Annotated in this window: 20 protein-coding genes; 10 read left to right on the top strand and 10 right to left on the bottom strand. The window is 73.1% G+C overall.

The window, feature by feature from the left end:
• Window positions 1-286: 286 nt before the first annotated feature.
• Together ppdK and ABZ404_RS36580 are read left to right on the top strand one after the other, a co-directional pair.
• Entirely contained in the window at window positions 287-3,010 is a 2,724-nt protein-coding gene (ppdK, locus tag ABZ404_RS36575) for a pyruvate, phosphate dikinase (protein WP_358833430.1), read from the top strand.
• 538 nt (window positions 3,011-3,548) lie between these two features.
• Window positions 3,549-4,559 (top strand): winged helix-turn-helix domain-containing protein, encoded by a 1,011-nt coding sequence (locus tag ABZ404_RS36580; RefSeq protein WP_358833431.1) that lies wholly within the window; start codon window positions 3,549-3,551, stop codon window positions 4,557-4,559.
• A gap of 74 nt (window positions 4,560-4,633) precedes the next feature.
• Here the strand turns inward: ABZ404_RS36580 and ABZ404_RS36585 are convergent, their stop codons facing one another.
• The 8 genes from ABZ404_RS36585 to ABZ404_RS36620 all read right to left on the bottom strand — a co-directional run bounded on the left by ABZ404_RS36585 (window position 4,634) and on the right by ABZ404_RS36620 (window position 12,520).
• Complete coding sequence (locus ABZ404_RS36585) at window positions 4,634-5,554, bottom strand: oxidoreductase (RefSeq protein ID WP_358833432.1); 921 nt, start codon at window positions 5,552-5,554, stop codon at window positions 4,634-4,636.
• A 57-nt stretch (window positions 5,555-5,611) separates the two neighbouring features.
• Window positions 5,612-6,391, bottom strand: a complete 780-nt coding sequence (locus tag ABZ404_RS36590; protein WP_358833433.1) for an SDR family oxidoreductase — start codon at window positions 6,389-6,391, stop codon at window positions 5,612-5,614.
• A gap of 73 nt (window positions 6,392-6,464) precedes the next feature.
• Window positions 6,465-7,049 carry a TetR family transcriptional regulator gene (locus ABZ404_RS36595; protein ID WP_358833434.1) on the bottom strand — a complete coding sequence of 195 codons (585 nt, stop codon included), beginning with the start codon at window positions 7,047-7,049 and terminating at the stop codon, window positions 6,465-6,467.
• 56 nt (window positions 7,050-7,105) lie between these two features.
• Window positions 7,106-7,438, bottom strand: a complete 333-nt coding sequence (gene nirD / locus ABZ404_RS36600; RefSeq protein ID WP_358833435.1) for a nitrite reductase small subunit NirD — start codon at window positions 7,436-7,438, stop codon at window positions 7,106-7,108.
• Window positions 7,435-9,966 (bottom strand): nitrite reductase large subunit NirB, encoded by a 2,532-nt coding sequence (nirB, locus tag ABZ404_RS36605; RefSeq protein ID WP_358833436.1) that lies wholly within the window; start codon window positions 9,964-9,966, stop codon window positions 7,435-7,437. The genes nirD and nirB overlap by 4 nt, the downstream gene beginning before the upstream one ends.
• A 282-nt stretch (window positions 9,967-10,248) precedes the next feature.
• Window positions 10,249-10,959: a class F sortase gene (locus ABZ404_RS36610; RefSeq protein WP_358833437.1), complete on the bottom strand. Its 711-nt coding sequence runs from the start codon at window positions 10,957-10,959 to the stop codon at window positions 10,249-10,251.
• A gap of 6 nt (window positions 10,960-10,965) precedes the next feature.
• A complete protein-coding gene (locus tag ABZ404_RS36615) occupies window positions 10,966-11,580 on the bottom strand; it encodes a hypothetical protein (protein WP_358833438.1) in 615 nt (204 codons plus the stop codon).
• 160 nt (window positions 11,581-11,740) lie between these two features.
• Entirely contained in the window at window positions 11,741-12,520 is a 780-nt protein-coding gene (locus ABZ404_RS36620; RefSeq protein ID WP_358833439.1) for an aminotransferase class IV family protein, read from the bottom strand.
• A gap of 58 nt (window positions 12,521-12,578) precedes the next feature.
• Between ABZ404_RS36620 and ABZ404_RS36625 the strand changes: the two genes are divergently transcribed.
• Complete coding sequence (locus ABZ404_RS36625) at window positions 12,579-13,202, top strand: NAD(P)H-dependent oxidoreductase (RefSeq protein ID WP_358833440.1); 624 nt, start codon at window positions 12,579-12,581, stop codon at window positions 13,200-13,202.
• Between the two features lie 32 nt (window positions 13,203-13,234).
• Here the strand turns inward: ABZ404_RS36625 and ABZ404_RS36630 are convergent, their stop codons facing one another.
• Entirely contained in the window at window positions 13,235-14,878 is a 1,644-nt protein-coding gene (locus tag ABZ404_RS36630) for a M4 family metallopeptidase (protein WP_358833441.1), read from the bottom strand.
• Window positions 14,879-15,783: 905 nt separating this feature from the next.
• On the opposite strand from ABZ404_RS36630, the gene cutA reads away from it, so the two are divergent.
• Entirely contained in the window at window positions 15,784-16,107 is a 324-nt protein-coding gene (gene cutA / locus ABZ404_RS36635) for a divalent-cation tolerance protein CutA (protein ID WP_358833442.1), read from the top strand.
• Window positions 16,104-16,607 (top strand): gamma-glutamylcyclotransferase family protein, encoded by a 504-nt coding sequence (locus ABZ404_RS36640; protein ID WP_358833443.1) that lies wholly within the window; start codon window positions 16,104-16,106, stop codon window positions 16,605-16,607. Before cutA ends, ABZ404_RS36640 begins: the two co-directional genes overlap by 4 nt.
• On the opposite strand, the gene ABZ404_RS36645 is transcribed toward ABZ404_RS36640, so the two are convergent.
• Window positions 16,537-17,226, bottom strand: a complete 690-nt coding sequence (locus ABZ404_RS36645) for an ElyC/SanA/YdcF family protein (protein ID WP_358833444.1) — start codon at window positions 17,224-17,226, stop codon at window positions 16,537-16,539. The genes ABZ404_RS36640 and ABZ404_RS36645 overlap by 71 nt on opposite strands.
• Before the next feature lie 292 nt (window positions 17,227-17,518).
• Here ABZ404_RS36645 and ABZ404_RS36650 point away from each other — a divergent pair, with 292 nt between their 5' ends.
• From ABZ404_RS36650 to ABZ404_RS36670, 5 genes are all read left to right on the top strand, one after another.
• A complete protein-coding gene (locus tag ABZ404_RS36650; protein WP_358991370.1) occupies window positions 17,519-18,409 on the top strand; it encodes a sirohydrochlorin chelatase in 891 nt (296 codons plus the stop codon).
• A 47-nt stretch (window positions 18,410-18,456) separates the two neighbouring features.
• A complete protein-coding gene (locus tag ABZ404_RS36655) occupies window positions 18,457-19,758 on the top strand; it encodes a deoxyguanosinetriphosphate triphosphohydrolase (protein WP_358837785.1) in 1,302 nt (433 codons plus the stop codon).
• 187 nt (window positions 19,759-19,945) lie between these two features.
• On the top strand, window positions 19,946-21,220 hold the full coding sequence (locus ABZ404_RS36660; protein ID WP_358991352.1) for an FAD/NAD(P)-binding oxidoreductase: 1,275 nt from the start codon (window positions 19,946-19,948) through the stop codon (window positions 21,218-21,220).
• Window positions 21,221-21,435: 215 nt separating this feature from the next.
• The gene (gene dnaG / locus ABZ404_RS36665; protein ID WP_358836819.1) at window positions 21,436-23,325 is read left to right on the top strand and encodes a DNA primase; all 1,890 of its coding nucleotides are present in this window, start codon (window positions 21,436-21,438) and stop codon (window positions 23,323-23,325) included.
• Window positions 23,326-23,516: 191 nt separating this feature from the next.
• Window positions 23,517-24,749: an RNA polymerase sigma factor gene (locus tag ABZ404_RS36670; RefSeq protein ID WP_358836818.1), complete on the top strand. Its 1,233-nt coding sequence runs from the start codon at window positions 23,517-23,519 to the stop codon at window positions 24,747-24,749.
• The last annotated feature ends 23 nt before the right edge of the window (window positions 24,750-24,772 follow it).

The raw sequence follows: 24,772 nt of genomic DNA on the forward strand, positions 1-24,772 counted from the left end.
AAGGGGTGGCACTGAGTGCCACCCCTTCTGTCTTCAAAAAGTGAACTCACCTGTCGTGCGAGTCGCTCAGACGAGCGCCTACCGTTGGTTTTCGGCAAAGCTGCCTTCAGGGAGTGAACACATCATGATCGCTCCGGTTACTTCCCGGTTACTTTCGATCTGCTGGCGGACGAGTGGTTAAGCCCCCATGACGCGCAAGCGGACGTACCCAGACACCTTCGATCTGGGTATGTTCCTGGCCGTCAGGGCAGCCGCCACGCTTTTTCGCGCCGAGGAGTCGAGACCCGTGTCGGAAGACAAAGACCTCCAGCACAGCCAGAAGTTCGTCTACGACTTCACCGAAGGGAACAGGGACCTCAAGGACCTGCTCGGTGGAAAAGGCGCGAACCTCGCCGAGATGACCAACCTCGGTCTGCCGGTCCCGCCCGGCTTCACCATCACCACCGAGGCGTGCAAGGTCTACCTCGACAGCGGCGAGGAGCCGGCCGCGCTGCGCGACGAGGTCAGCGCGCACCTCGACGCCCTTGAGCAGAAGATGGGCAAGAAGCTCGGCCAGGCCGACGACCCGCTGCTCGTCTCCGTACGCTCGGGCGCCAAGTTCTCCATGCCCGGCATGATGGACACCGTCCTCAACATCGGCCTCTCCGACGCCTCGGTGACGGGCCTGGCCAAGCAGTCCGGCGACGAGCGCTTCGCCTGGGACTCCTACCGCCGCCTCATCCAGATGTTCGGCAAGACCGTCCTCGGCGTGGACGGCGAGCTGTTCGAGGAGGCCCTGGAGGACGCCAAGGCCGCCAAGAAGGTCACCGTCGACACCGACCTCGACGCCGCCGACCTGAAGAAGCTGGTCAAGCACTTCAAGAAGGTCGTCAAGGCCGAGGCCGGCCGCGACTTCCCGCAGGACCCGCGCGAGCAGATGGACCTCGCCGTCAAGGCGGTCTTCGACTCGTGGAACACCGACCGCGCCAAGCTCTACCGCCGCCAGGAGCGCATCCCGGGCGACCTGGGCACGGCCGTCAACGTCTGCTCCATGGTCTTCGGCAACCTCGGCCCCGACTCGGGCACCGGCGTCGCCTTCACCCGCGACCCGGCCTCCGGCCACCAGGGCGTCTACGGCGACTACCTCCAGAACGCCCAGGGCGAGGACGTGGTGGCGGGCATCCGCAACACCGTGCCGCTGGCCGAGCTGGAGAGCATCGACAAGAAGTCGTACGACCAGCTCATGCAGATCATGGAGACCCTTGAGACCCACTACAAGGACCTCTGCGACATCGAGTTCACCATCGAGCGCGGCCAGCTCTGGATGCTCCAGACCCGCGTCGGCAAGCGCACCGCCGGTGCCGCCTTCCGCATCGCGACCCAGCTGGTGGACCAGGGCCTGATCGACGAGGCCGAGGCGCTCCAGCGGGTCAACGGCGCCCAGCTCGCCCAGCTGATGTTCCCGCGCTTCGACGAGTCCGCCAGGAGCGAGCAGCTCGGACGCGGCATCGCCGCCTCGCCGGGCGCGGCGGTCGGCAAGGCGGTCTTCGACTCGTACACCGCCATCAAGTGGTCGCGCTCGGGCGAGAAGGTCATCCTCATCCGCCGCGAGACCAACCCCGACGACCTGGACGGCATGATCGCCGCCGAGGGCATCCTGACCTCGCGCGGCGGCAAGACCTCGCACGCGGCGGTCGTGGCGCGCGGCATGGGCAAGACCTGTGTCTGCGGCGCCGAGGAGCTGGAGGTCGACACCAAGCGGCGCCGGATGACCGCTCCCGGCGGCGTGGTCGTCGAGGAGGGCGACGTCGTCTCCATCGACGGCTCCACCGGCAAGGTGTACCTCGGTGAGGTCCCGGTCGTGCCGTCGCCGGTCGTGGAGTACTTCGAGGGCCGGATGCACGCGGGCGCCGACGACGCCGACGAGCTGGTCGCGGCCGTGCACCGGATCATGGCGTACGCGGACCGGGTACGCCGGCTGCGGGTGCGGGCCAACGCGGACAACGCCGAGGACGCCCTGCGGGCGCGCCGCTTCGGCGCCCAGGGCATCGGCCTGTGCCGCACCGAGCACATGTTCCTCGGTGAGCGCCGTGAGATGGTCGAGCGGCTGATCCTCGCCGACACCGACGACGAGCGCGAGAAGGCACTCAGTGCCTTGCTGCCGCTCCAGAAGAAGGACTTCGTCGAGCTCTTCGAGGCGATGGACGGCCTGCCGGTCACCGTGCGCCTGCTCGACCCGCCGCTGCACGAGTTCCTCCCCGACATCACCGAGCTGTCGGTGCGCGTCGCGCTCGCCGAGTCCCGCAAGGACGCCAACGAGAACGACCTGCGCCTGCTCCAGGCCGTCCACAAGCTGCACGAGCAGAACCCGATGCTGGGCCTGCGCGGGGTGCGCCTCGGCCTCGTCATCCCCGGCCTGTTCGCCATGCAGGTACGGGCGATCGCGGAGGCGGCGGCCGAGCGCCGGGCCGCCAAGGGCGACCCGCGTGCGGAGATCATGATTCCGCTGGTCGGCACGGTCCAGGAGCTGGAGATCGTCCGCGAGGAGGCCGACCAGGTCATCGCCGAGGTCGAGGCCGCCACCGGCACCGAGCTCAAGCTGACCATCGGCACGATGATCGAGCTGCCGCGCGCCGCCCTGACGGCGGGCCAGATCGCCGAGGCCGCGCAGTTCTTCAGCTTCGGCACCAACGACCTGACCCAGACGGTCTGGGGCTTCTCGCGGGACGACGTGGAGGCGAGCTTCTTCACCGCGTACCTGGAGAAGGGCATCTTCGGGGTCTCGCCGTTCGAGACCATCGACAAGGACGGCGTCGGCTCGCTGGTCCGCTCGGCCGTCGAGGCCGGCCGGGCCACCCGCCCCGACCTGAAGCTGGGCGTCTGCGGCGAGCACGGCGGCGACCCGGAGTCGGTGCACTTCTTCCACGAGGTGGGCCTGGACTACGTCTCCTGCTCCCCGTTCCGCATCCCCGTGGCGCGGCTGGAGGCGGGCCGCGCGGCCGCTGAGTCGCAGGGCAGCGACTCGCGCTGAGGCTCCGGAGCCGCCGTCGGGTCCCCGACCCTCACCACCGATCCGACGGCGGTTCCGGTTCACATGGAAGGGGCGGCACCCTGTGCGGGGGTGCCGCCCCTTCCGCATGTCCGCGCGCGCTTCCGCTTGTTGTTGTTCCGGGCCCGGAGCGGATGTGTTCTGGGTGTGCGTCCGCTTAATTCCTGTTGAAGTGCGGACATTCAACGGTCCCGTGGCGCTAAATGCAGAGTGCGGTTCACGGATCCCCATCCGCGAACCGCACTCTGTCATCCCCGCCGGGCACGGAGCCGCCACCATGCCAACCGCCGCCAGACGAAGCAAAGCCCCCCACGGTCCTCACAACGTCTTTCCGGTCGGCCCGGTGTCGTGCCCGACGTCGTACAGCTTTTCGGTACACACCGGCTGCTCGCGATGCCTTTCAACTGTGGCTGAAAGGCCGGTGGTCACGGCCTGTGACGGTAGGCATACTCAGGGGCGGGACGATTGCGGGTGCAACATGATGCGACACGTTGCAACATTCGAGACAGGTGGAGATTCGGTGCTGCGTATTCATTTCACTGGCGTGGACCTGGCCCGGGTGCGCATGGCGCCTGGTCCGGACGCGCTGTGGGAAACGATTCTCAGCTTTCATCGATTAAGAGACCGTCGGGGCGCCCTAGTCTTCGGTGAATGGCGAACGGAAACGCGTACCCGGTTGAACGGTGAAACACGTCTGCTCTCCGCAGTGGTGCCGGGCCGCGGCTATTTTCCCGACTTTCTCACGCCCGCCGAAGGGCCGCACACCATCGACTCCGGGCTCGAAGCCGTCCGCGAGACGGGACAGGACCGGCTGCACGACGAGCTGTCCCGGGTCGCGGGGCCCCGGGGGCTGCCCCGGTGGCTGCGGGCGCTCGCCGACGGGAGCGCCGAGCCGCTGGATCGTCTCATGGGCGTCCTGCGCGGCTACCACCGGGCCGCCATAGCGCCGTACTGGACGCACATCCAGGCCCGCGTGGACGCCGACCGGGCGGCCCGCGGACGCGCGCTCCTGGACGGCGGGGCGGACGAACTCCTCGCCTCGCTCCCGCCGATGATGCGCTGGCGGGCCCCCGTCCTGGAGGCGGACTACCCGGTGGACCGGGACGTGTACCTGGAGGGCCGCGGGCTGCTGCTCCAGCCGTCGTTCTTCTGCCGGCGCACCCCGGTGTCGCTCCAGGACCCGCTGCTGCCGCCGGTGCTGGTCTATCCGGTGACGCACACCCACACGCCGTACGAGCGGCAGGGCGCGGGCACCGCGCCCGGTCCCTCGCTCGGCCGGCTCGTCGGGCACACCCGCTCGGCGGTGCTCCAGTCGATCGGCCACGGCTGTACGACGAGCGAACTCGCCCGCCGCGCGGGGGTGTCGCTCGCCTCGGCCAGCCAGCACGCCGGCGTCCTGCGGGAGGCCGGTCTGCTGGTGACCCTGCGGCACGGCAGCGCGGTGCTGCACACGCTGACCCCGCTGGGGTCGGCGCTGCTGCGGGGCGGCCAGCCGGCGGTGGCGGAACGTTCCGCCCCGGTTTCGCTGTAGGGCGCGTCGGGGCGCGTCGGTACGGGGGGTTCTCCCGGGGGTGGCCGGAAACAGCCGCTCCCGGGAGGGCCGTCCTACAACCCGTACCGCACCCCGGTCAGTTGCTCGGAGGCCACCCACAGCCGTTCCCCCACGGTGTCGTCCAGGGTCCACTTCGCCCGGGACGACCGCGCGGGGGCGCCGCGCCAGCCCTGGAGGCGGGGGCCGGTGTAGGAGTCGGGGCGGACGCCGGGGGCCGTGGCCGCGTACAGGGTCGGCAGGGCGCCCGCCTCGGCGGGCTGGGCCAGCAGGCGGTTGCCGAGCCGGACCACGCGTTCCGCCGCCCGGCGGCCCTCCATGCGGACGCCCGCCGTCTGGAGGTTGGTGGAGGCGTAGCCGGGGTGGGCGGCCGCGGCGACCACCGTCGAGCCCGCGGTGCGCAGTTGGCGGGCCAGCTCGTGGATGAAGAGCAGGTTCGCCGTCTTGGAGCGGGCGTAGGCGATCCAGCGGCGGTAGCGGCGCTCGCTGTTGAGGTCGGTGAGGTCGAGGGCGGACAGGGCGTGCAGCCCGCTGGAGACCGAGACCACCCGCGCCGCCGGAGCCGCCCGCAGCCGGGACAGGAGCAGGCCCGTCAGCGCGAAGTGGCCCAGGTGGTTCACCCCGAACTGCCGCTCGAAGCCGTCCGCCGTCGTGCCGTACGGCAGGGCCATCACCCCCGCGTTGTTGATCAGCAGGTCCAGGCGGTCGTGCGGGTACGTTTCCGCGAAGGCGCGGACGGATGACAGGTCCGCCAGGTCCAGGGGTGCGAACTCCACGTCGGCGCCGTACACCTGACGGTGGATCAGCGCTTCGGCTTCCCGGCCCCTGGCCTCGCTGCGGCAGGCCAGGATCACCTGTGCGCCCTTGCGGGCGAGTTCGCGTGCGGTGACGAGACCTATGCCGCTGTTGGCTCCCGTGACCACCGCCGTACGGCCGCTCTGGTCGGGGATGTCCCTCGCGCTCCAGCCCTGAGTCATGCGGGTACCGTACCGTCCGGTAGGTCCGGAGAGCAGGGGGCCGCCGGGCCGCCGGGCTCAGGCGGCGGCGCCCCCGTCGACCACCAGGTCCGTGCCCACCGCCGACGCGGCGTCGTCCGAGGCCAGATAGAGGACCGCCGCGGCGATCTCGCCGGTGGTCGAGACGCGCCCCAGCGGGGACTGCTCCTTCATTCGCACCGCCCGCTCCGCCTCGCTCTCGCCCGCGCGCAGCGACATCGCGGTGGCCGAGGCGCCGGGGCTGACCGCGTTGATGCGGATGCCGTCCTGGATGTGGTCGAGGGCGGCGGCCCGGGTCAGCGCGGAGACCGCGGCCTTGGTGGTGAGGTAGCCGGCGACGCCCGGGAACCGCTTGTGGGCGCCGAGGTTGGAGGCGATGTTGACGATCGCGCCGCCGTGCTCCTGGGCGCGCATCTGGGCGACCTCGGCCCGCAGGGCGAGGAAGACGCCGGTGAGGTTGGTGTCGAGCATGGCCCGCCAGTCCTCGGGCGCCAGGTCGGCGAGGGCCGCGCCGCCCCCGCGCAGCACCCCGGCGTTGTTGACGGCGACGTCGAGCGGGCCGAAGCGGGCGACGACCGCCGCCACCAGGGCCTGGACGTCCTCGGCGCGCGAGACGTCCGCGGGGAACGCGGCGGCCGTCCCGCCCGCCTCCCCGGCCAGGGCCACGGTCTCCTCCAGGGAGGCGAGGGTGCGGCCGGCGACCGCCACCTTGGCCCCCTCGGCGGCGAAGGCGAGCGCGACCGCGCGGCCGATCCCGGAGCCCGCGCCCGTGACGAGGACGGTCCTGCCGGTGAAGCGGGCGGCTGAGCGAGCAGACATATTTGACCAACCGTTCTGTTATGAGGAGAGGAGAAAGGGGCGCCGCCTCGACGCGGCGCCCCTGGGAGGCCGTTCAGTCCAGCAGGGTCAGCGCGGCCTCGGCCGCCTCCCGCACCCGCGCCGGATCCTCGCAGGCCCTGCCCATCACGCGCATGCCCTGCATGAGCACCAGGAACATCCGGGCCAGGGCGCGCGGATCGCGCCCCGGCGCCAGCTCGCCCTGGGCCGCGGCGCGTACGAGCGCGGAGTGCAGCAGCGTCTCCAGCCGCTCCCAGGACTGCTCGACCCGACGGGCCGCGGCGCTGTCGCGGGCCCCCAGCTCGGCGGCGGTGTTGGTGACGAAGCAGCCGTCCCGGCGGGTCGCCGCGGCCGTGGAGTCGGTGGCGAAGCGGTGCACGACCGCGCGCACCGCGGGCAGCGCCGGGCCGGGCCCCGACAGCTCGCGGAGCAGGATCGCGGTGTGCGCCTCGCCGTACCGGTCGAGCGCCTTCAGATACAGCTCGTGCTTGTTGCCGAAGGTCGCGTAGATGCTGGCCCGGCCGATGCCGAGCCGGTCGACGAGGTCCGCCATCGACGTCGCCTCGTAGCCGCGCTGCCAGAACAGCTCCAGGGCCGACTGGAGCGCGGCGTCCGGATCGAATTCCTTGGTTCTGGCCATGAGGACGACAGTACGGCTATCTGGAACGAACGGTCAAGATCCTTTGGGTGGTCCGTTCAGGACGCCTCGGCCGCGTACGCCTGGATGCTGACCTCGTCGTCGTCCAGGCACCGGCCCGTCTCCAGGTCGAAGCGCTGCTTCAGCAGCGGGGAGGCGACGAAGACCCGGCCGCCGGCGGAGCCGAGCAGCCCGCGCGACATGACGTACGCGCCGGTGAACGGGTCGCGGTTGTCGATCGCGTACGCCCGCCCCGTGCGGTCGGTGAAGACCGCCGCCTGGCGCCCGTCGGGCAGCAGCGCGGCGACCCCGCGGCCGGGGATCAGCCGCTCGCGCCCGCAGACCTCGAACCAGCCGTCTTCCAGTCGCAGTCGGATGCTGTTCTCGTTCATCGTGCGGCCACCTCCAGGGCCAGGACGGGCAGTTCGGGCTTGATCTGGCCGCGCTCGGGCACGAACCGGACCGTGGGGTCGGGCGTGCCGGGCGCGTTGACGAAGGAGACGAACCGGGCGAGGCGCTCGGGGTCCTCGACCGTCTCGGCCCACTCGTCGCGGTAGGCGGAGACGTGGGCGGCCATCAGCGCCTCCAGCTCGTCGCAGATGCCGAGGGAGTCGTCGACCACCACTTCCTTGACGTGCTTGAGGCCGCCCTCGATCCGCTCCAGCCACACCGAGGTGCGCTCCAGGCGGTCGGCGGTGCGGATGTAGAACATGAGGAACCGGTCGATCAGCCGGACGAGTTCGTCGTCGCTCAGGTCCTGCGCCAGCAGGTCCGCGTGGCGCGGGGTCGCGCCGCCGTTGCCGCCCACGTACAGGTTCCAGCCGTTGGCCGTGGCGATCACCCCGAAGTCCTTGGACTGGGCCTCGGCGCACTCGCGGGCGCACCCCGAGACCGCCGCCTTCAGCTTGTGCGGGGAGCGCAGCCCCCGGTAGCGCAGCTCCAGGTCGATCGCCATCTTCACCGAGTCCTGCACCCCGTAGCGGCACCAGGTCTGCCCCACACAGGACTTCACCGTCCGCAGCGACTTGCCGTAGGCGTGGCCGGACTCGAACCCGGCGGCCACCAGACGCGCCCAGATCACCGGGAGCTGGTCGACCCGGGCGCCGAAGAGGTCGATGCGCTGACCGCCGGTGATCTTCGTGTAGAGGCCGTAGTCGCGGGCCACCTCGCCGATGACGATCAGCTTGTCCGGGGTGATCTCGCCGCCGGGGATGCGCGGCACGATCGAGTACGAGCCGTTGCGCTGGATGTTGGCGAGGAAGTGGTCGTTGGTGTCCTGGAGCGCGGCCTGCTCGCCGTCGAGGATGTGGCCGTGGCCGAGGCTCGCCAGGATGGAGGCGACCGCGGGCTTGCAGATCTCGCAGCCCTCGCCGCCGCGCGCGGCCGGACGTCCGTGCTCGTCCAGGAGCTGCCGGTAGGAGCCGACGCGCAGCGCCAGCGCGATCTCGTACAGCTCCTGGCGGGTCTGCGCGAAGCAGTCGCACAGACCGCCGTCGCCGGTCTTGGGGAGCAGCTTCTCCAGCGTCTTGACGCAGCTGCCGCAGCCCGTGCCCGCCCTGGTGCACTTCTTGACCTCGGGCAGCGAGGCGAGCGGGGTGACCTCGCCCTTGGTGACGTTGTGGCAGGAGCAGATCACCGCGTCGTCCGGCAGCGCCTCCGGGCCCAGCGCCACGGGCGCGCCCAGACCCGCCGGGAGCACCAGCTGCTCGGCCGGGATCGGCGGAATGTGGCCGGTGAGCGGGCGCAGCGTGCCGTACATCTCGGCGTCGCCCACCAGGACCCCGCCCAGCAGGGTGCCGTCGGGGGAGACCACCAGCTTCTTGTAGATGCCCGAGCGGGCGTCGGTGTAGACGACGTCGAGGCTGCCCTCGGCACTGCCGTGCGCGTCGCCGAAGGAGGCCACGTCCACGCCGAGCAGCTTGAGCTTGGTGGACATGTCGGCGCCGGTGAAGGACTTCTCCGGCTCCTGATCGCCCCGCGCCAGCGCGTCGGCGACCGCGACCGCCATCTCGTAGCCCGGCGCGACCAGGCCGTACACCTTGCCGTCGCAGGCCAGCGCGCACTCGCCGATCGCGTAGACGGCCGGGTCGGAGGTGCGGCACCGCTCGTCGACCACGATGCCGCCGCGCTCGCCGACCGCCAGACCGCAGTCACGGGCCAGCTGGTCGCGGGGGCGCACCCCGGCCGAGAAGACGACGAGGTCGGTGTCGAGGCGGGAGCCGTCGGAGAGGAGCATGCCGTCCACGGCCCGCTCGCCGGTGATCTCCTGGGTGCCGACGCCGGTGTGGACCGACAGGCCCATCCCCTCGATGGTGCGCAGCAGGGCCGCGCCGCCCCCGTCGTCGACCTGCGCGGGCATCAGCCGGGGCGCGAACTCCACGATGTGCGTGGCCAGTCCGAGACCCTTGAGCGCCCCCGCCGCCTCCAGGCCGAGCAGCCCGCCGCCGACCACCGCGCCGGTCGTCGCGGTGCGGGCGTACTCCTCGATGGCGAGCAGGTCCTCGATGGTCCGGTAGACGAAGCAGCCCGTCAGGTCCTTGCCGGGCACCGGCGGCACGAACGGGTAGGAGCCGGTGGCGAGCACCAGCACGTCGTACGCGAAGACGCGCCCGGAGCGCGCGGTGACCGTGCGCCCGGCGCGGTCCACGCTCCGCGCCGGGTCGTCCAGGTGCAGCTCGATGCCGTACTTGTCGATGAACCCCTCCTCCACCATGGAGAGTTCCTCGGGGGTGGTGCCGGTGAAGTACGAGGTGAGGTGGACCCGGTCGTAGGCGGGCCGGGGCTCCTCCGCGAGGACCACCACACGGGCGTGGTCGGTGACCCCCTTCTCGGCGAGGGCTTCCAGGAATCGCTGGCCGACCATGCCGTGGCCGACCACGACGATCGTGCGGGCTGCGGCCGAGGGTGCGGGTGTGGTCATGTCGGAACCCTCCGTCGTGGGTGAGCGGGTGCGGCGGGGGCCAGTTGGCCGGCGGCGGGCCGGCATGGTGTCCGAACCCATGACCGCAGCCTGCAAGACGGCTGTTTCCCGGTCGGATCTGACCGGTTTCCCGGGCGCAACGGCCCGCTCAGCCCCGCGACGGGGTGCCTGTGAGTGTTCTGCGCCCACGGCCGGGACGGCCGTGAGCCGCCGCACCCGGCGAGGCCGCGCGACGGGCCACCGGCCGGACTCGTCGACGGGTTCCCCGACGGGCCCCGGGGCTCACTCCGTCCCGGTCAGATGGGCGAAGACCACCACGTTCCCCCGGTAGCCCGTCTTCTCGCCGAAGCCGCCGCCGCAGGTGATCACCCGCAGCTCGGGGCGCCCGGCCGGGCCGTACACGCGCCGGTCGGGGAAGGCGTCGTTCGGATACACCTCGACCGCGTCGACGGTGAAGACGGCCGTGCGCCGGTCCGCGCGGGCCACCTCGATACGGCCGCCCTTCTTCAGCGCGCCCAGCGCGTAGAAGACGGCGGGCCCGCGGGCGTCGTCGACGTGCCCGGCCATCACGGCCGTACCGTCGGCGCCCGGCGCGGTCCCGTCCTTGTACCACCCGGCCGAGCCGCCGCTGCCCGGCGGCACGTCCAGGGAGCCGTCCCGGGCGAGGCCGAGCCGGATCACCGGCGCGTCCACCCTGATCGCCGGGATCCGCAGGCGTACCGGCTCGGAGGGGGCCAGGGCCGCTCCGGCGAGGGCGCCGCCGGTGCGGGGCCCGTCCCCGCGCGCGGGGGGCGAGCCGGTCCCGGCGGCCGGTACGGGGGCGGTCCCCGCGCCGACGAACGCCTCCGCGCGCGTGGGCTGCGGCGGCTCGGACGTCTCGGTGCCCTGCCGCAGCAGCCACACCCCGACGCACACGGCCACACAGACCAGCCAGCCGTTGCGCCGCCGTGCGGCCTCGGCGTCCCGCAGGGCCTGGGCCGAACGCGCCGACAAGAGCGGTCAGCCCCGGTCGCGCGGCTCGCCGGCCCGGCGGCGCAGCAGCAGCCCGCCGGTGACGGCGGCGACGGCCAGGACGGCCGCCCCGGCCGCGATCTCGGTCCGGTTGGAGGTGGCCGTACTGCCGCCCAGCCCCGTCCTCACATGCCCCCGGGGCTCCTGCCGCTCGTCCGAGGGGTGGTGCTCGCGCTCGTCCGAGGGGTGGTGCTCGCGCTCCTCCGAGGGGTGGTGCTCGCCCCAGTCGCGGAAGGTGTTCTCGCCGCCGCCCGAGATGGTCAGCTCGCCCCGCGCGGACTTGCCGCTGTCGCAGGCCACCGTGATCTCGAAGGTCCCGGACTTGGCGGTGGAGGGCACGGTGAACTGCCCGGCGAGCACCTCCTTGTGGGTGGAGACGCGCAGCGGGAACTCCCCGTCGCCGACCGCGCGCGCGTCCCCCGTGGCATGGCCGTCGTGGCCGCACGCGGTGGTGTTCACGGTGACGGTGGTGCCCGGCGCGGCCGTCGACGGCCACACCTCCACGCCCGCCCCGCCGAAGTCGTTGGCGTACCCGGGTGCGGCGCCCAGGCCCAGCAGGGCGGCCGCGAGCGCGGAACCGGTCAGCAGGCGGGCAGTACGCATGGGTCCTCCGGGGAGCGGGATGCCGTGCTTCTCCCTCCGAGGTAAGTGGCCCGCGCGGACGCCCGCTCCCCGGCGGGGGGCGAACGAGTGACGGCGGTGCGCGGCCCGTCACCCGTTCGCGCGGGCGCCCGTGCTCAGGCGGGGGTCCGGAGGCGGGCTCTCAGACCGCGTCCCACGGCACCTCCGCGTACAGCCGCCCCAGGGTCTCCATCAGCTCGGTGTCCACGGCGAAGGCGGTGTCGTCGATCCGGGCCACCGGGGCGATGCCCTGCGAGTTGGTGACGAAGGCGGCCCGGTACGCGCCGAGGCCGCCCAGGGTCACCGGGCGCCGGGCGGTGGCCGTGCCGTACCGGGGCAGCCGCTCCTCGACCAGGGCCATGGTGATGCCCCGCAGCGCCGGGCGGTCGGGCCACACCACCGTGTTCCCGTCCCAGAACGCGATGTTGGTGACGGCCCCCTCGGCGATCTCCCCGCCGGGGCCGGTCAGCAGCGCGTCCGTGTAGCCCTGGTGGACGGCGGCCCGGCCGTAGTACCGCTGGGCGAAGCCGCCGAGGTGCTTGAGGTGGGCGACCGGCCGCTCGTAGGGCACGGAGAGCAGGTGCTGCGGCTCCGGCGAGAGGTCGATCGGCGGGCGCACGGTCACCATCACGGCCGGTTCCTCGTCCGGGCCGTACACATAGACGCGCACCGCCGCGTCCTCGGCGCCGGCCCCGGCCAGGGCGCGCCGGATCAGCGTACGGACCCGCTCGCCGTCGAGACCCGGGCCGAACAGCTCAACGGTCGCCGCGTCCAGCCGCGCCAGGTGCAGGGCGAGCCCGCGCACCCGGCCGCCGCGCACCTGCATCGCGGTGAAATGCCCGTAATTGCCGGTCAGGGCGGGGATACGGAGATTCTCCGCGTCGGCGGGAAGGCCGTTGATCTCGACATGGGGGCTCGTCATGGGCCCACCGTAAACCGGGCTTGACCTCAAGCTAAGTCGAGGTGTGAGGCTCCTCCGCATGGACCTCACCACCGTTCCCCACGCGGAGCCCACCGCCCCCCGCCCCGCCTCCCTGCGCCTCACCGTCGTCCTCGGCTCCGACCGCGAGGGGCGCTTCGGCCCCGTCGTCGGCCGGTGGCTGCTCGCCCGGCTGCACGAGCGCGACGACTTCGACGTGGAGGTGGTCGACCTCGCCGAGGACCGGCTGCCGACCTCGATCTCGTACGAACCGGCGCCGCCGGTCCGGGCGGTCCTCGACACCGTCACGCCGAAGCTCGCCGCGGCGGACGCCTTCCTGGTCCTCACCCCCGAGTACAACCACTCCTTCCCGGCCTCGGTGAAGAACCTCATCGACTGGCACTTCGTCCAGTGGCAGGCCAAGCCGGTCGGCTTCGTCTCCTACGGAGGGATGTCGGGGGGCCTGCGGGCGGTCGAGCACCTGCGTACGGTCTTCGCCGAGATGCACGCGGTCACGGTCCGGGACACCGTCAGCCTCCACCACGCCCACGGGCTGTTCGGGCCGGACGGCGAACTGGTCGAGCCCAGCGGCCCCGAGGCCGCCGTCAAGCGGCTGCTGGACCAGCTCGCCTGGTGGGGCAGGACGTTGCGGGACGCCAAGGAGACCCGTCCGTACGCCGCCTGAGCGCGGCGTACGGACGGGAACGGGCGCCGGGTTCAGCCGACGGCGACCGCCGACCAGGCGGCGGCGACCGCGTTCTGCTCCGCGCTGCCGCTGCCGTACAGGTCCTTCGCCGCGTTCAGGGTCGCCGTGCGGGCGGCCGCGTAGTTGGTGGAGGACGTCATGTAGACGGTCAGGGCCCGGTACCAGATCTTGCCGACCTTGTCGTGGCCGATGCCGGAGACCGTGGAGCCGTTGCAGGTGGGGCTGTTGTACGAGACGCCGTTGATCACCTTGGCGCCGCTGCCCTCGGAGAGCAGATAGGCGAAGTGGTTGGCGACGCCGGAGGAGTAGTGGACGTCGAGGTTGCCGACGCCCGAGTACCAGCAGTCCGCCGACTTGGTGTCCGTGGACGGCTTGTCCATGAAGCGCAGGGCCGGCTTGCCGAAGCCCGGCTTCACGATCTTCTCGCCGATGAGGTAGTCGCCCTGGTCGGCGGAGTTGCCCGCGTACCACTCGACCATGGTGCCCATGATGTCGCTGGTGGCCTCGTTGAGGCCGCCGGACTCACCGCTGTAGGTGAGGGCGGCGGTCTTGGACGTGACGCCGTGCGACATCTCGTGCCCCGCGACGTCGAGGGCGACGAGCGGCCCGAAGGTGGTGCCGTCGCCGTCGCCGTACGTCATGCAGAAGCAGCTGTCGTCCCAGAAGGCGTTGTTGTAGTTGCTGCCGTAGTGGACGCGGTTGTACGAGCCCTTCCCGTCGCCGGCGATGCCGTTGCGGCCGTGGACGTTCTTGTAGTAGTCCCAGGTCGTGTTGGTGCCGTACTGCGCGTCCACGGCGGCCGTGGCGCGGTCGGTGTTGGCGCCGTTGCCCCAGTGGTTGTCGGCGTCGGTGAACAGGACGGCGGGCGCCCGCACGAAGCAGATGCCGAAGAAGCACAGGTCCGTCTTGTTCTGGGCGTCACCGGTGTAGGTGTTGCCGCGGGTGGGGTCCTTGAGCTGGTACGTGGTCCCGGACAGCGTGGTCTCCAGGGCCACGGTGCCGCTGTAGAGGGACTGGCCGTCGCCGGTCGCGGTCTCGATGGCGTCCCAGGCGTCGATCGCGGCGCCGGTGCGGGCGTCGGTGAGCACCACGCGCGCGACGGGGTTGCCCTTGGAGTCCCGGCCGGCCGTCCGGGTCCGCCAGGCCAGCTTCGGGGCGCCGTGCAGGGCGTCCACGACGAGCTCCGGCCTGGCGGTCAGCCCCTTCATGCCCGGGTGGGCCGCGCGCACCTCGGCGGAGGCGAGGCTCGCGGCGCGGGGCGCGGAGAGCGCCGGGGTCACGGTCGGGACGGAGAGGTCGTTGGCCACGGCGCGGTCGGCGCCGCGGTAGGCGCCGGAGGGGGCGAGGTGGACGACGAAGTCGCCGCCGAGCACGGGCAGTTGGCGGTACGTACGGTCGTAGCGCACATGCCTGCTGCCGTCGGCGTCCGTGATCACGTCCCGTACGGACGTGCCCTGGGCGGCGGTCACGGCGAGCGCGGCGGCGTGGGCCGTGACCGCGCTGTCCGCGGCCTGGACCGCGGCGTCCCGGACGGGGACGTGCGGCCGGGGTTCGGCCACGGCGGAGGCGGGGGCGAGCGCGGCGGCGATCATGGCGCCGGCCGCGACGGCTATCCCGGCGGTGGTGAGGCGCGATGCGTTCCGTGTCGGTCTCATCGGGCTCCTCGGTCATGGGGGGTCGGTCGGCTCGGGTAAAGCTGATGCCGCATCAGTTTTAGGGGGACATGACAGGGCTGTCCATAGGGCCGGGGTGCTCCGCGGGGGCGGGGCGCTCCGCGGGGCGGGGTGAAGTGGGGGGTGGGGTGTTGCCCGGGGTGTTTCGGCTGCGGGAGGTGGATGGCCGCTCGCGCAGTTCCCCGCGCCCCTGGGGGGGGCGGGGTGGGGCGGGCTTGTTCGGGTGCGGGTGGGTGGTGGGTTGCTCGCGCAGTTCCCCGCGCCCCTGGGAGGTGGGGGCGCCTGTGGGGTGTTCGGCTGCGGACCGCGGGCGGCTGGTCGCGCAGTTCCCCGCGCCCCTTGGGGGGTGTGGTGCGTGGGGGGTGTTTGGTTCGGGTGGGCCGGGCTTGTTTGGGTGCCAGTTGTGGTGGGTTGCTCGCGCAGTTCCCCGCGCCCCTGGGAGGTGGGGCGGCTGTGGGGTGTTCGGCTGCGGACCGCGGGCGGCTGGTCGCGCAGTTCCCCGCGCCCCTTAGGGGGGTCGGCGCATCCTGACTGGTTGGCTCGGCCACGGGCTTGTAGGGGCGCGGGGAACTGCGCGCTCAGCCGTCCACGGTCCGCAGGGGGGTGGTCGTCGCAACATGGACGGTGGTCCCCCCCCAGGGGCGCGGGGAACTGCGCGCTCAGCCGTCCACGGTCCGCAGGGGGGTGGTCGTCGCAGCATGGACGGTGGTCCCCCTAGGGGCGCGGGGAACTGCGCGATCAGCCACGATCAACCCGGCACCCGGCACCCGGCACCCCGCACCCCGCACCCGGGACACTGGTAACAGCCGTGCGCATGCACAGCCGCAGCCGTCCGTCGGCGGACCGGCAAGGCCGCCGAAGCCCCCCGCACCCCGAAGGAGCCCCCCGTGACACCCCCCGAGTGCCTGACCGTCCTGACCATGATCGACAGCCGCGCCGCAGCGGACACCCTCGCCCGGGGCGCGGTCGAGGCCCGTCTCGCCGCCTGTGCGCAGATCACCGGCCCGATGACCTCCGTCTACCGCTGGCAGGGCACCGTCGAGACCGCCGAGGAGTGGCGGGTCCAGTTCAAGACGGCCGCCGCGCGGTACCCGGACCTGGAGCGCCACCTGCTCGCCGCCCACCCCTACGACACCCCGGAGATCATCGCGACCCCCGCGGTGCGCGGCAGCGCCGACTACCTGGCCTGGCTCGCGGCGGAGACGGCGTGAGGGCCGACGCCCCGGCCACCCCCGCCCCCGCCCCCGCCCTGCCGTTCTTCGTCTACGGCACCCTGCGCCCCGGCGAGCGCTACCACCGGCTGCTGCTGGCCGGCCGCACCGCCCACGAGGCGCCCGCGCGGCTGCCGGGAGCGGTGCTGTACGAGGGGCCCGGCTATCCGTACGCGGTACGGGGCGACGGCGTCGTCACCGGCGCGCTGATCACCCCGCGCCCCGAGGCGTACCCCGAAGTCCTGCGCGTACTGGACCAGTTGGAGGAGTATCGCGGGCCGGGCGACCCCCGCAACCTGTACGACCGCGAGGAGCGGACCGTCGAGCTGCCGGACGGCACGGCGGCCCGCGCCTGGGTGTACCTGGCAGCGGCCCCGCTCGCCCGCGAACTGCGCGAGTACGGCACCCCGCTGCCCGGCGGCGACTGGCTCAGCCCCCGTCGGCCAGCGCCCGCGCCACCCCGTTCTCCTTCGGCCCGAGGAAGCGCGGACCGGGTTTGAAGGCGGCGTCCAGGGCGGCCTTGCCCGCCGCGAACACCTCCCGGGTGGAGCCGTAGTACCAGGTGGCGTCGTGCACGGCGTCCACCGCGACCCCGTAGGAGTCGACCCCGGCGGCCTCGCACAGCGCCACCGCCCGCCGGATGTGGAACCCCTGGCTCACCAGCACCGCCCGCTCCACCCCGAAGATCTTTCTGGCGCGTACGCACGAGTCCCAGGTGTCGAAGCCGGCGAAGTCGCTGACCACCCGTCCGTCCGGGACGCCGTGCCGCACCAGGTAGGCGCGCATGGCGTCCGGCTCGTCGTACTCGGGCCGCCCGTTGTCCCCGGTCACCAGGACCGCCCTGACCTTTCCGGCCCGGTACAGCTCGACGGCCGCGTCGAGGCGGTGCGCCAGGTACGGCGACGGCTCGCCCTGCCAGAGCCCGGCCCCGAACACCACCGCGACGCCGGACGCGGGCGCCCGCGCCACCGTGCCGATCTTGCCGTCGGCGGCCGTGAACATCCACGCGGCGGGCGACAGGGCCAGCGTGCACAGCGCCGCGACGGCCTGCACGGCACGCCGCTGCCCCGTGCGGGTACGCGGCAGAGCGATCCGTACGCGAAGGCGCGGCAGGCGCATGGGGTCCCCCTGGGATCGACGGTCCGGCGACGGCGTTACGGGTGGTCGGACGCGGGGGAGGGGGCGCGCGGTTCTGCCCCCGCGCCCCTTCGCGCGAGATCCCGCCGAGGTCTCGGCGAACTTCCGCCGAGATCCCTGCGCGCGCCCCGCCCCAGTGAGGCGGCGGAAAACACTCGTCACCACGACGCAACGCCATGGCAATGTGGGCCCGGCAGGATCGGTCTACGACGGAGAAGGGGGCGGATACGAGACGGATACCCGGACGGATACGGATACGGATTCCGGCCCCCGGATACCGGACCCGGACCCGTCGCACCGCCCGCCCGCCCCGCCCGGGCGGCGGCTCAGCCACGTACGACTGAACGGGAGCCGCAAGCCGATGCCCACGACCTCCCGGCCCACCCTGGTCGCCGTCGCCCACGGCAGCCGCGACCCCAGGGCCCTGCGCACCGTCACCGCCCTGCTCGACCTGGTCCGCGACCTGCGTCCCGGACTCGACGTGCGGCTCGGCCACATCGAGATCGACGAGCCCGCGCTGCCCGACACCCTCGCCGCACTCGCCGCCGGGCACGGCGACACCGCCACCGACGCCAACACCGTCGACGCCAACGCCACCGTCGACGCCGTTCTCGTACCGCTGCTGCTGAGCCGCGGCTACCACGTCAAGCAGGACATCCCGGCCGCCGCCGCCGGCGCCCCGCGGCTGCGCACCCGTATCGCCCGGCCGCTCGGCCCGCACCCGCTGCTCGTCGAGGCGCTGTACGAACGGCTCGTCGAGGCCGGGTGGGACGACGACCCGCGCGCGCGGGGCGGGCGGGCGGTGGTGCTCGCCGGGGCCGGATCGCGCGACCCCGAGTCGGCCGCCGACACCCGCCGCACCGCCGCGCTGCTCGCCGACCGCCTCGGCGTACCGGTGATGCCCGCCTACGCCTCGGCCGCCGCCCCCACCGTCCCCGACGCCCTGCGGGCGCTCGCCGCGCGCGGCCGTCACCGGGTCGCGATCGCCTCGTACTTCACCGCGCCCGGCCGGTTCGCCACGCAGAGCGCCGCCCACGCGCGCGGGGTCGCCGCCGCCCCGCTCGGCGCCCACCCGGCCGTCGCCCGTCTCGTCCTGCACCGCTACGACCAGGCGCTCGCCGGAGCCCCGTTCACCGCCGCGCCCCGCGAACTCGCCACGGCCTGAACCCCCGCGCCGCCCCGCTTGTCAGTGGTTCCGTTTACTGTCGGTGCATGGAAGGCATCGCAGCACACCACCCCGGGTACGAGTCGACCGACGTCGAGCGGTGGGCCGCCGAGCCGGACAAACGGCCGGGCCGCACCGCCTTCCAGCGCGACCGCGCGCGCGTGCTGCACTCCGGCGCCCTGCGCCGGCTCGCGGGCAAGACGCAGGTCGTGACGCCCGGCGAGACCGGCCGCCTCTGGGACGCCAGCCCGCGCACCCGGCTCACCCACTCCCTGGAGTGCGCCCAGGTCGGCCGTGAGCTCGGCGCCGCGCTCGGCTGCGACCCCGACCTCGTCGAGGCGGCCTGCCTCGCGCACGACATGGGCCACCCGCCCTTCGGGCACAACGGCGAGCAGGCGCTCAACGACTTCGCCAAGGACTGCGGCGGCTTCGAGGGCAACGCCCAGTCGCTGCGCCTGCTCACCCGCCTCGAACCCAAGCGCTTCGTGCGCGACGAGCAGAGCGGCGAGCCGGTCAGCGTCGGCCTCAACCTCACCCGGGCCGCCCTGGACGCGGCCACCAAGTACCCCTGGCCGCGCGGCGGCCACCCCACCGACCCGCAGTCCGCGAAGTTCGGGGTCTACGAGGACGACCTGCCGGTCTTCGACTGGGTCCGCCAGGGAGCCGTGCCCGGCCGCACCTGCTTCGAGGCCCAGGTCATGGACTGGGCGGACGACGTGGCGTACTCCGTCCACGACTTCGAGGACGGGCTGCACGCCGGGCACATCGACCCCAACCTGCTCTTCTCCGAGCCCGAGCGCGAGGACATCTGGCGCGTGGCGATCGGGCGGTACGTGCCGTCCGGCACCGACCCGCAGGAGCTGGCGGACGCGCTGGACCGGCTGATGGACGAGGAGTGGTGGCCGCACGGGTACGACGGCTCGGCGGTCGCCCAGGCCCGCCTCAAGGACGCCACCAGCCAGCTCATCGGCCGGTTCTGCCTGGCCGCCGAGGGCGCGACCCGCGAGCGCTGGGGCTCGGGCCGGCTGAGCAGGTACGGGGCGGAGCTGGTGGTGCCGCGCGCCGCGCGCAACGAGTGCGCGGTGCTCAAGGCGGTGGCGGTCCGCTATGTGATGCAGCGTGACGAGCAGGAGCGGCTCCGCGCCGACCAGCGCGTCATTCTGGCCGAACTGGCCGAAGCGCTCACGGCGCGCGCTCCGGCGGACGGGCTCGACCCGCAGTTCCGCGCGCTCTTCGCCGCGGCCGGTGACGACCGCGCCCGGCAACGCGTGATCGTCGACCAGATCGGGTCCCTGACGGACGCGGCGGCCCTCTCCCTGCACGCCAGACTCGCCATGCCGCCCCGCTGAGCCGCGGTGGAGCGGCCTTTCCGGCGCCGCACGCCGCCGCATCCCCGTCGTCCCATCGCATTTCCGTACGTATGACGCACCGATCAAGCCCGGCCACTCGGCGCCCCCAACGGAGCAAGCCCTCTTCCCCCATCACGCTCCGTGCGGGACGCTCGCAGATGGCGGTTGAGCAACGAGGAGGCATCAAGTGGTCGACGCAGACCGGACATTTGTCATTGTCGGTGGAGGACTGGCCGGGGCCAAGGCCGCCGAGACCCTGCGCGCCGAGGGGTTCAACGGCCGGGTGATCCTCATCGGCGACGAGCGGGAGCACCCCTACGAACGGCCTCCCCTGTCCAAGGGCTTCCTCTCCGGCAAGGAGGAACGCGACGGCGTCTTCGTCCACGAACCCGGCTGGTACGCGCAGAACGACATCGAACTCCACCTCGGCCAGACCGTCACCGCCATCGACCGCGAGGCCAGGACCGTCCGCCTGGGCGACGGCACCGTCATCGGCTACGACAAGCTGCTCCTCGCCACCGGCTCCGAGCCGCGCCGCCTGGAGATCCCCGGCACCGACCTCGCCGGCGTCCACCACCTGCGCCGCCTCGCCCACTCCGAGCGGCTGCGCAACACCCTCAAGGCCCTCGGCCGCGACAACGGCCACCTGGTGATCGCCGGGGCGGGCTGGATCGGCCTGGAGGTCGCCGCCGCCGCGCGCGGCTACGGCGCCGAGGTCACCGTCGTCGAGCCCGAGCAGACCCCGCTGCACCAGGTCATCGGGCCCGAGCTCGGCCAGATCTTCACCGAGCTGCACGCCGAGCACGGCGTCCGCTTCCACTTCGGCGCGCGGCTCACCGAGATCGTCGGCCAGGACGGCATGGTCCTCGCCGCCCGCACCGACGACGGCGAGGAGCACCCGGCGCACGACGTGCTCGCCGCGATCGGGGCGGCCCCGCGCACCGCGCTCGCCGAGGCCGCCGGGCTCGCCCTCGTCGACCGCGCCCACGGCGGTGGGGTCGCGGTCGACGCCTCGCTGCGCACCTCCGACCCGGACGTCTTCGCCGCGGGCGACGTGGCCGCGGCCCACCACCCGCTGCTGGACACCCGGCTGCGGGTGGAGCACTGGGCCAACGCCCTCAACGGCGGCCCGGCCGCGGCGCGCGCGATGCTGGGCCAGGAGACCGCCTACGACCGGGTGCCGTACTTCTTCTCCGACCAGTACGACCTGGGCCTGGAGTACTCGGGCTGGGCGCCCCCCGGCAGCTACGACCAGGTGGTGCTCAGGGGCGACGCGGGCAAGCGCGAGTTCATCGCCTTCTGGCTGCGCGAGCGCCGGGTGCTGGCGGGGATGAACGTGAACGTGTGGGACGTCACAGAGGCGATCCAGGACCTGATCAGGGCGGGAACGAAGGGCGTCCAGGTCGACCCGGACCGCCTGGCGGACCCGTCGATCCCCCTGGGCGACGTGACCAGGCCCTGACATTCGACCCCGAGCCGCCCGCCCCCGGCCGGGCGGCGAGGGGGCCGGGGGCCTGGCGGGCACCCGGGACTGTCCTCTCCGCACCGGCGGTGTCCCACGGGGGCAACCCCCGGACCCCCGGCCGGGCGGCGAGGGGGCCGGGGGCCCGACAGGCACCCGGGCCCCCCGCCCCGGCGACCGCCGGCACTGTCCTCCCCGCACCGTAGACTTGCCGCGTGGCGGGCAGGATCAACGATGACGACGTGAAGGCGGTCCGGGACGCGGTCCCGATCGACGCCGTCGTGTCCGAGTACCTCCAGCTGCGCAACGCGGGCGGCGGCAACCTCAAGGGCCTGTGCCCCTTCCACGACGAGAAGTCCCCGTCCTTCCAGGTCAGCCCCAGCAAGGGCCTCTTCCACTGCTTCGGCTGCCAGGAAGGCGGCGACACGATCGCCTTCGTCCGGAAGATCGACCACCTGTCGTTCTCCGAGGCCGTCGAGCGCCTGGCCGCCACCGCCGGCATCACCCTGCGGTACGAGGAGGGCGGCTACAACCCCTCCCACCAGCGCGGCGAGCGCATCCGCCTGGTCGAGGCCCACCGCGTCGCCGCACAGTTCTACATCGAGCAGCTCGGCACCAGCCCCGAGGCCGAGATCGGCCGCAAGTTCCTCGCCGAGCGCGGCTTCGACCAGGCCGCCGCCGCGCACTTCGGCGTCGGCTACAGCCCGGCCGGCTGGGACCACCTCACCCGCTTCCTGCGCGGCCAGGGCTTCAGCGACAAGGAGCTGACCCTCTCCGGGCTCTCCCAGGAGGGCCGCCGCGGCCCCATCGACCGCTTCCGCGGCCGGTTGATGTGGCCGATCCGCGACGTCTCCGGCGAAGTCGTCGGCTTCGGCGCCCGCAAGCTCCGCGACGACGACAACGGCCCCAAGTACCTCAACACCCCCGAGACCGCGATCTACAAGAAGTCGCAGGTCCTGTACGGGATCGACCTGGCCAAGAAGGACATCGCCAAGTCCAGCCGCGCCGTGGTCGTCGAGGGCTACACCGATGTGATGGCCTGTCACCTCGCCGGCGTCACCACCGCCATCGCCACCTGCGGCACGGCCTTCGGCGGCGACCACATCAAGATCCTGCGCCGCCTCCTGATGGACAACGGCAGCGCGCGCGTGATCTTCACCTTCGACGGTGACGCGGCGGGCCAGAAGGCCGCCCTGCGCGCCTTCGAGGACGACCAGAAGTTCGCCGCCGAGACCTACATCGCCATCGCCCCCGACGGCATGGACCCCTGCGAACTGCGCCTGGCCAAGGGCAACGAGGCGGTCGCGGACCTGGTCCAGCCCCGCACCCCGCTCTTCGAGTTCGCCATCCGCCAGATCGTCCAGCGCTACGACCTGGAGACCCCGGCGGGCCGCGCCGCCGCCCTCGACGAGGCCGCCCCGATCGTCGCCCGCATCAAGAACGTCGCCTCCCAGCACGAGGTGGCCGTCCAGCTGGCCGGCATCCTCGGCATCCTGGACACCCAGTTCGTCGTCAAGCGCGTGGCCCAGCTGGCCCGTTGGGCCCGCGACCGCGGCGGCAAGGGCCCGGCCCCGGACCGCGGCCGCCCGTACGGGGAGGTGCGGGCCCCGGCCGCCGCCTCCGGGCCCGCCCTGAACCTGCGCAGCCCCGCCCACCGCACCGAGCGCGAGCTCCTCAAGCTCGCCCTCCAGCACCCGCACCTGGTCTCCCCGGCCTTCGACGCGTACGGGGTGGACGAGTTCACGGCCCCGCCGTACGCGGCGGTGCGCCAGTGCATCATGGAGGCCGGCGGCGCCACGGACGCCCCCTCCGACTACCTCCAGGCCGTCATGGAGTCGGCGCCCAACGACACCGTGCGCGCCCTGGTCACCGAGCTCGCCGTGGAGGCGGTCCACGCCCGCGTGGTCGACGAGGCGTACGCGGGCGAGCAGCTCGTCGCCGTCCGCCGCCGCGCCGTCGACCGCCGCCTCCTCGACATCCAGGGCACCCTGGCCCGCCTCGGGCAGAACGGCGACCCCGAGCGACTGGCCGCCGTACAGAACGAGTTGTGGGTCCTCCAGCAGTACGGCCAGGCGCTGCGCAACCGGGGCGCGGAAGCCCTCTGAGCGCCGGGCGCGGCCCCTGGGGCGCGCCCGCCCGGACTGACCCCGCCGCCGCGGGGTACCCGGTCCCGTGGCAGCGCGGCGCGAGCCGCTTCCCGCTGTCACCGCGGTAACCGCCCGGTCACGGACCGGCTTCAAAAAGTCACCGCACGCCCCTCGTGGCGGAGATGTGTCTTACCCCACACTGGGGTGCGGTGCCTGAGTCCTCGGAGCGCGGCCGGCCCACCGAAGGTGGGTACCACACCCCCGCGGATCCGCTCATCGTGTACGGGACGGACAGCGGCCCGGCCGCCCCCGTCCCGCTGCCGCACGCCCCCGATCCGGCAGCGATCACCCTGGAGGTCGCCCCCGTGCAGACCCAGACCCTGACCGACAACGACGTCGTGGCCACCGTGCCCCCGCAGACCCGGGCCGTGCTCCACCCCGAGACCGAAACGCCCCCCGTCGAACTCGTCGACGACGTGGTGGAGGTGCCCGAGCCGCCCGAGCGGGTGCCGGGGCGCGCCGACACCGGCGGTCCCTCCTCCGACCTGTTCCGCCAGTACCTGCGCGAGATCGGGCGCATCCCGCTGCTCACCGCCGCGGAGGAGGTGGAGCTGGCGCGCCGGGTGGAAGCGGGTCTGTTCGCCGAGGAGAAGCTCGCCGGCACCCCGGACCCCGACTCCCAACTCGCCGTGGACCTCGACAGGTTGGTCGTCATGGGCCGGATGGCCAAACGCCGGCTGATCGAGGCGAACCTGCGTCTGGTCGTCTCCGTCGCCAAGCGCTATGTGGGGCGCGGGCTCACCATGCTCGACCTGGTGCAGGAGGGCAACCTCGGGCTGATCCGCGCGGTCGAGAAGTTCGACTACGCGCGCGGCTACAAGTTCTCCACGTACGCGACGTGGTGGATCCGTCAGGCCATGTCCCGCGCGCTGGCCGACCAGGCCCGCACCATCCGCGTCCCCGTCCATGTGGTCGAGCTGATCAACCGCGTGGTGCGGGTGCAGCGCCGGATGCTCCAGGAGCGCGGCTACGAGCCGACGCCCGAGGAGGTCGCCGCCCACCTCGACCTGCCGCCCGAGCGCGTGAGCGAGGTGCTCCGGCTCGCCCAGGAGCCGGTCTCGCTGCACGCGCCCGTGGGCGAGGAGGACGACGTGGCGCTCGGCGACCTGATCGAGGACGGCGACGCGGCGTCCCCCGTGGAGTCGGCGGCCTTCCTGCTGCTGCGCGAGCACCTGGAGGCCGTGCTGTCCACGCTGGGCGAGCGCGAACGCAAGGTGGTCCAGCTGCGCTACGGGCTCGCCGACGGGCGCCCGCGCACGCTGGAGGAGATCGGCCGCATCTTCGGCGTCACCCGCGAACGCATCCGCCAGATCGAGTCCAAGACGCTGAACAAACTCCGCGACCACGCCTTCGCCGACCAGCTGCGGGGCTACCTGGACTGAGCCCCGGCGCCGGGACCGCCCGG

This window comes from Streptomyces sp. NPDC005878 (assembly GCF_040629815.1).
Classification (GTDB): domain Bacteria; phylum Actinomycetota; class Actinomycetes; order Streptomycetales; family Streptomycetaceae; genus Streptomyces.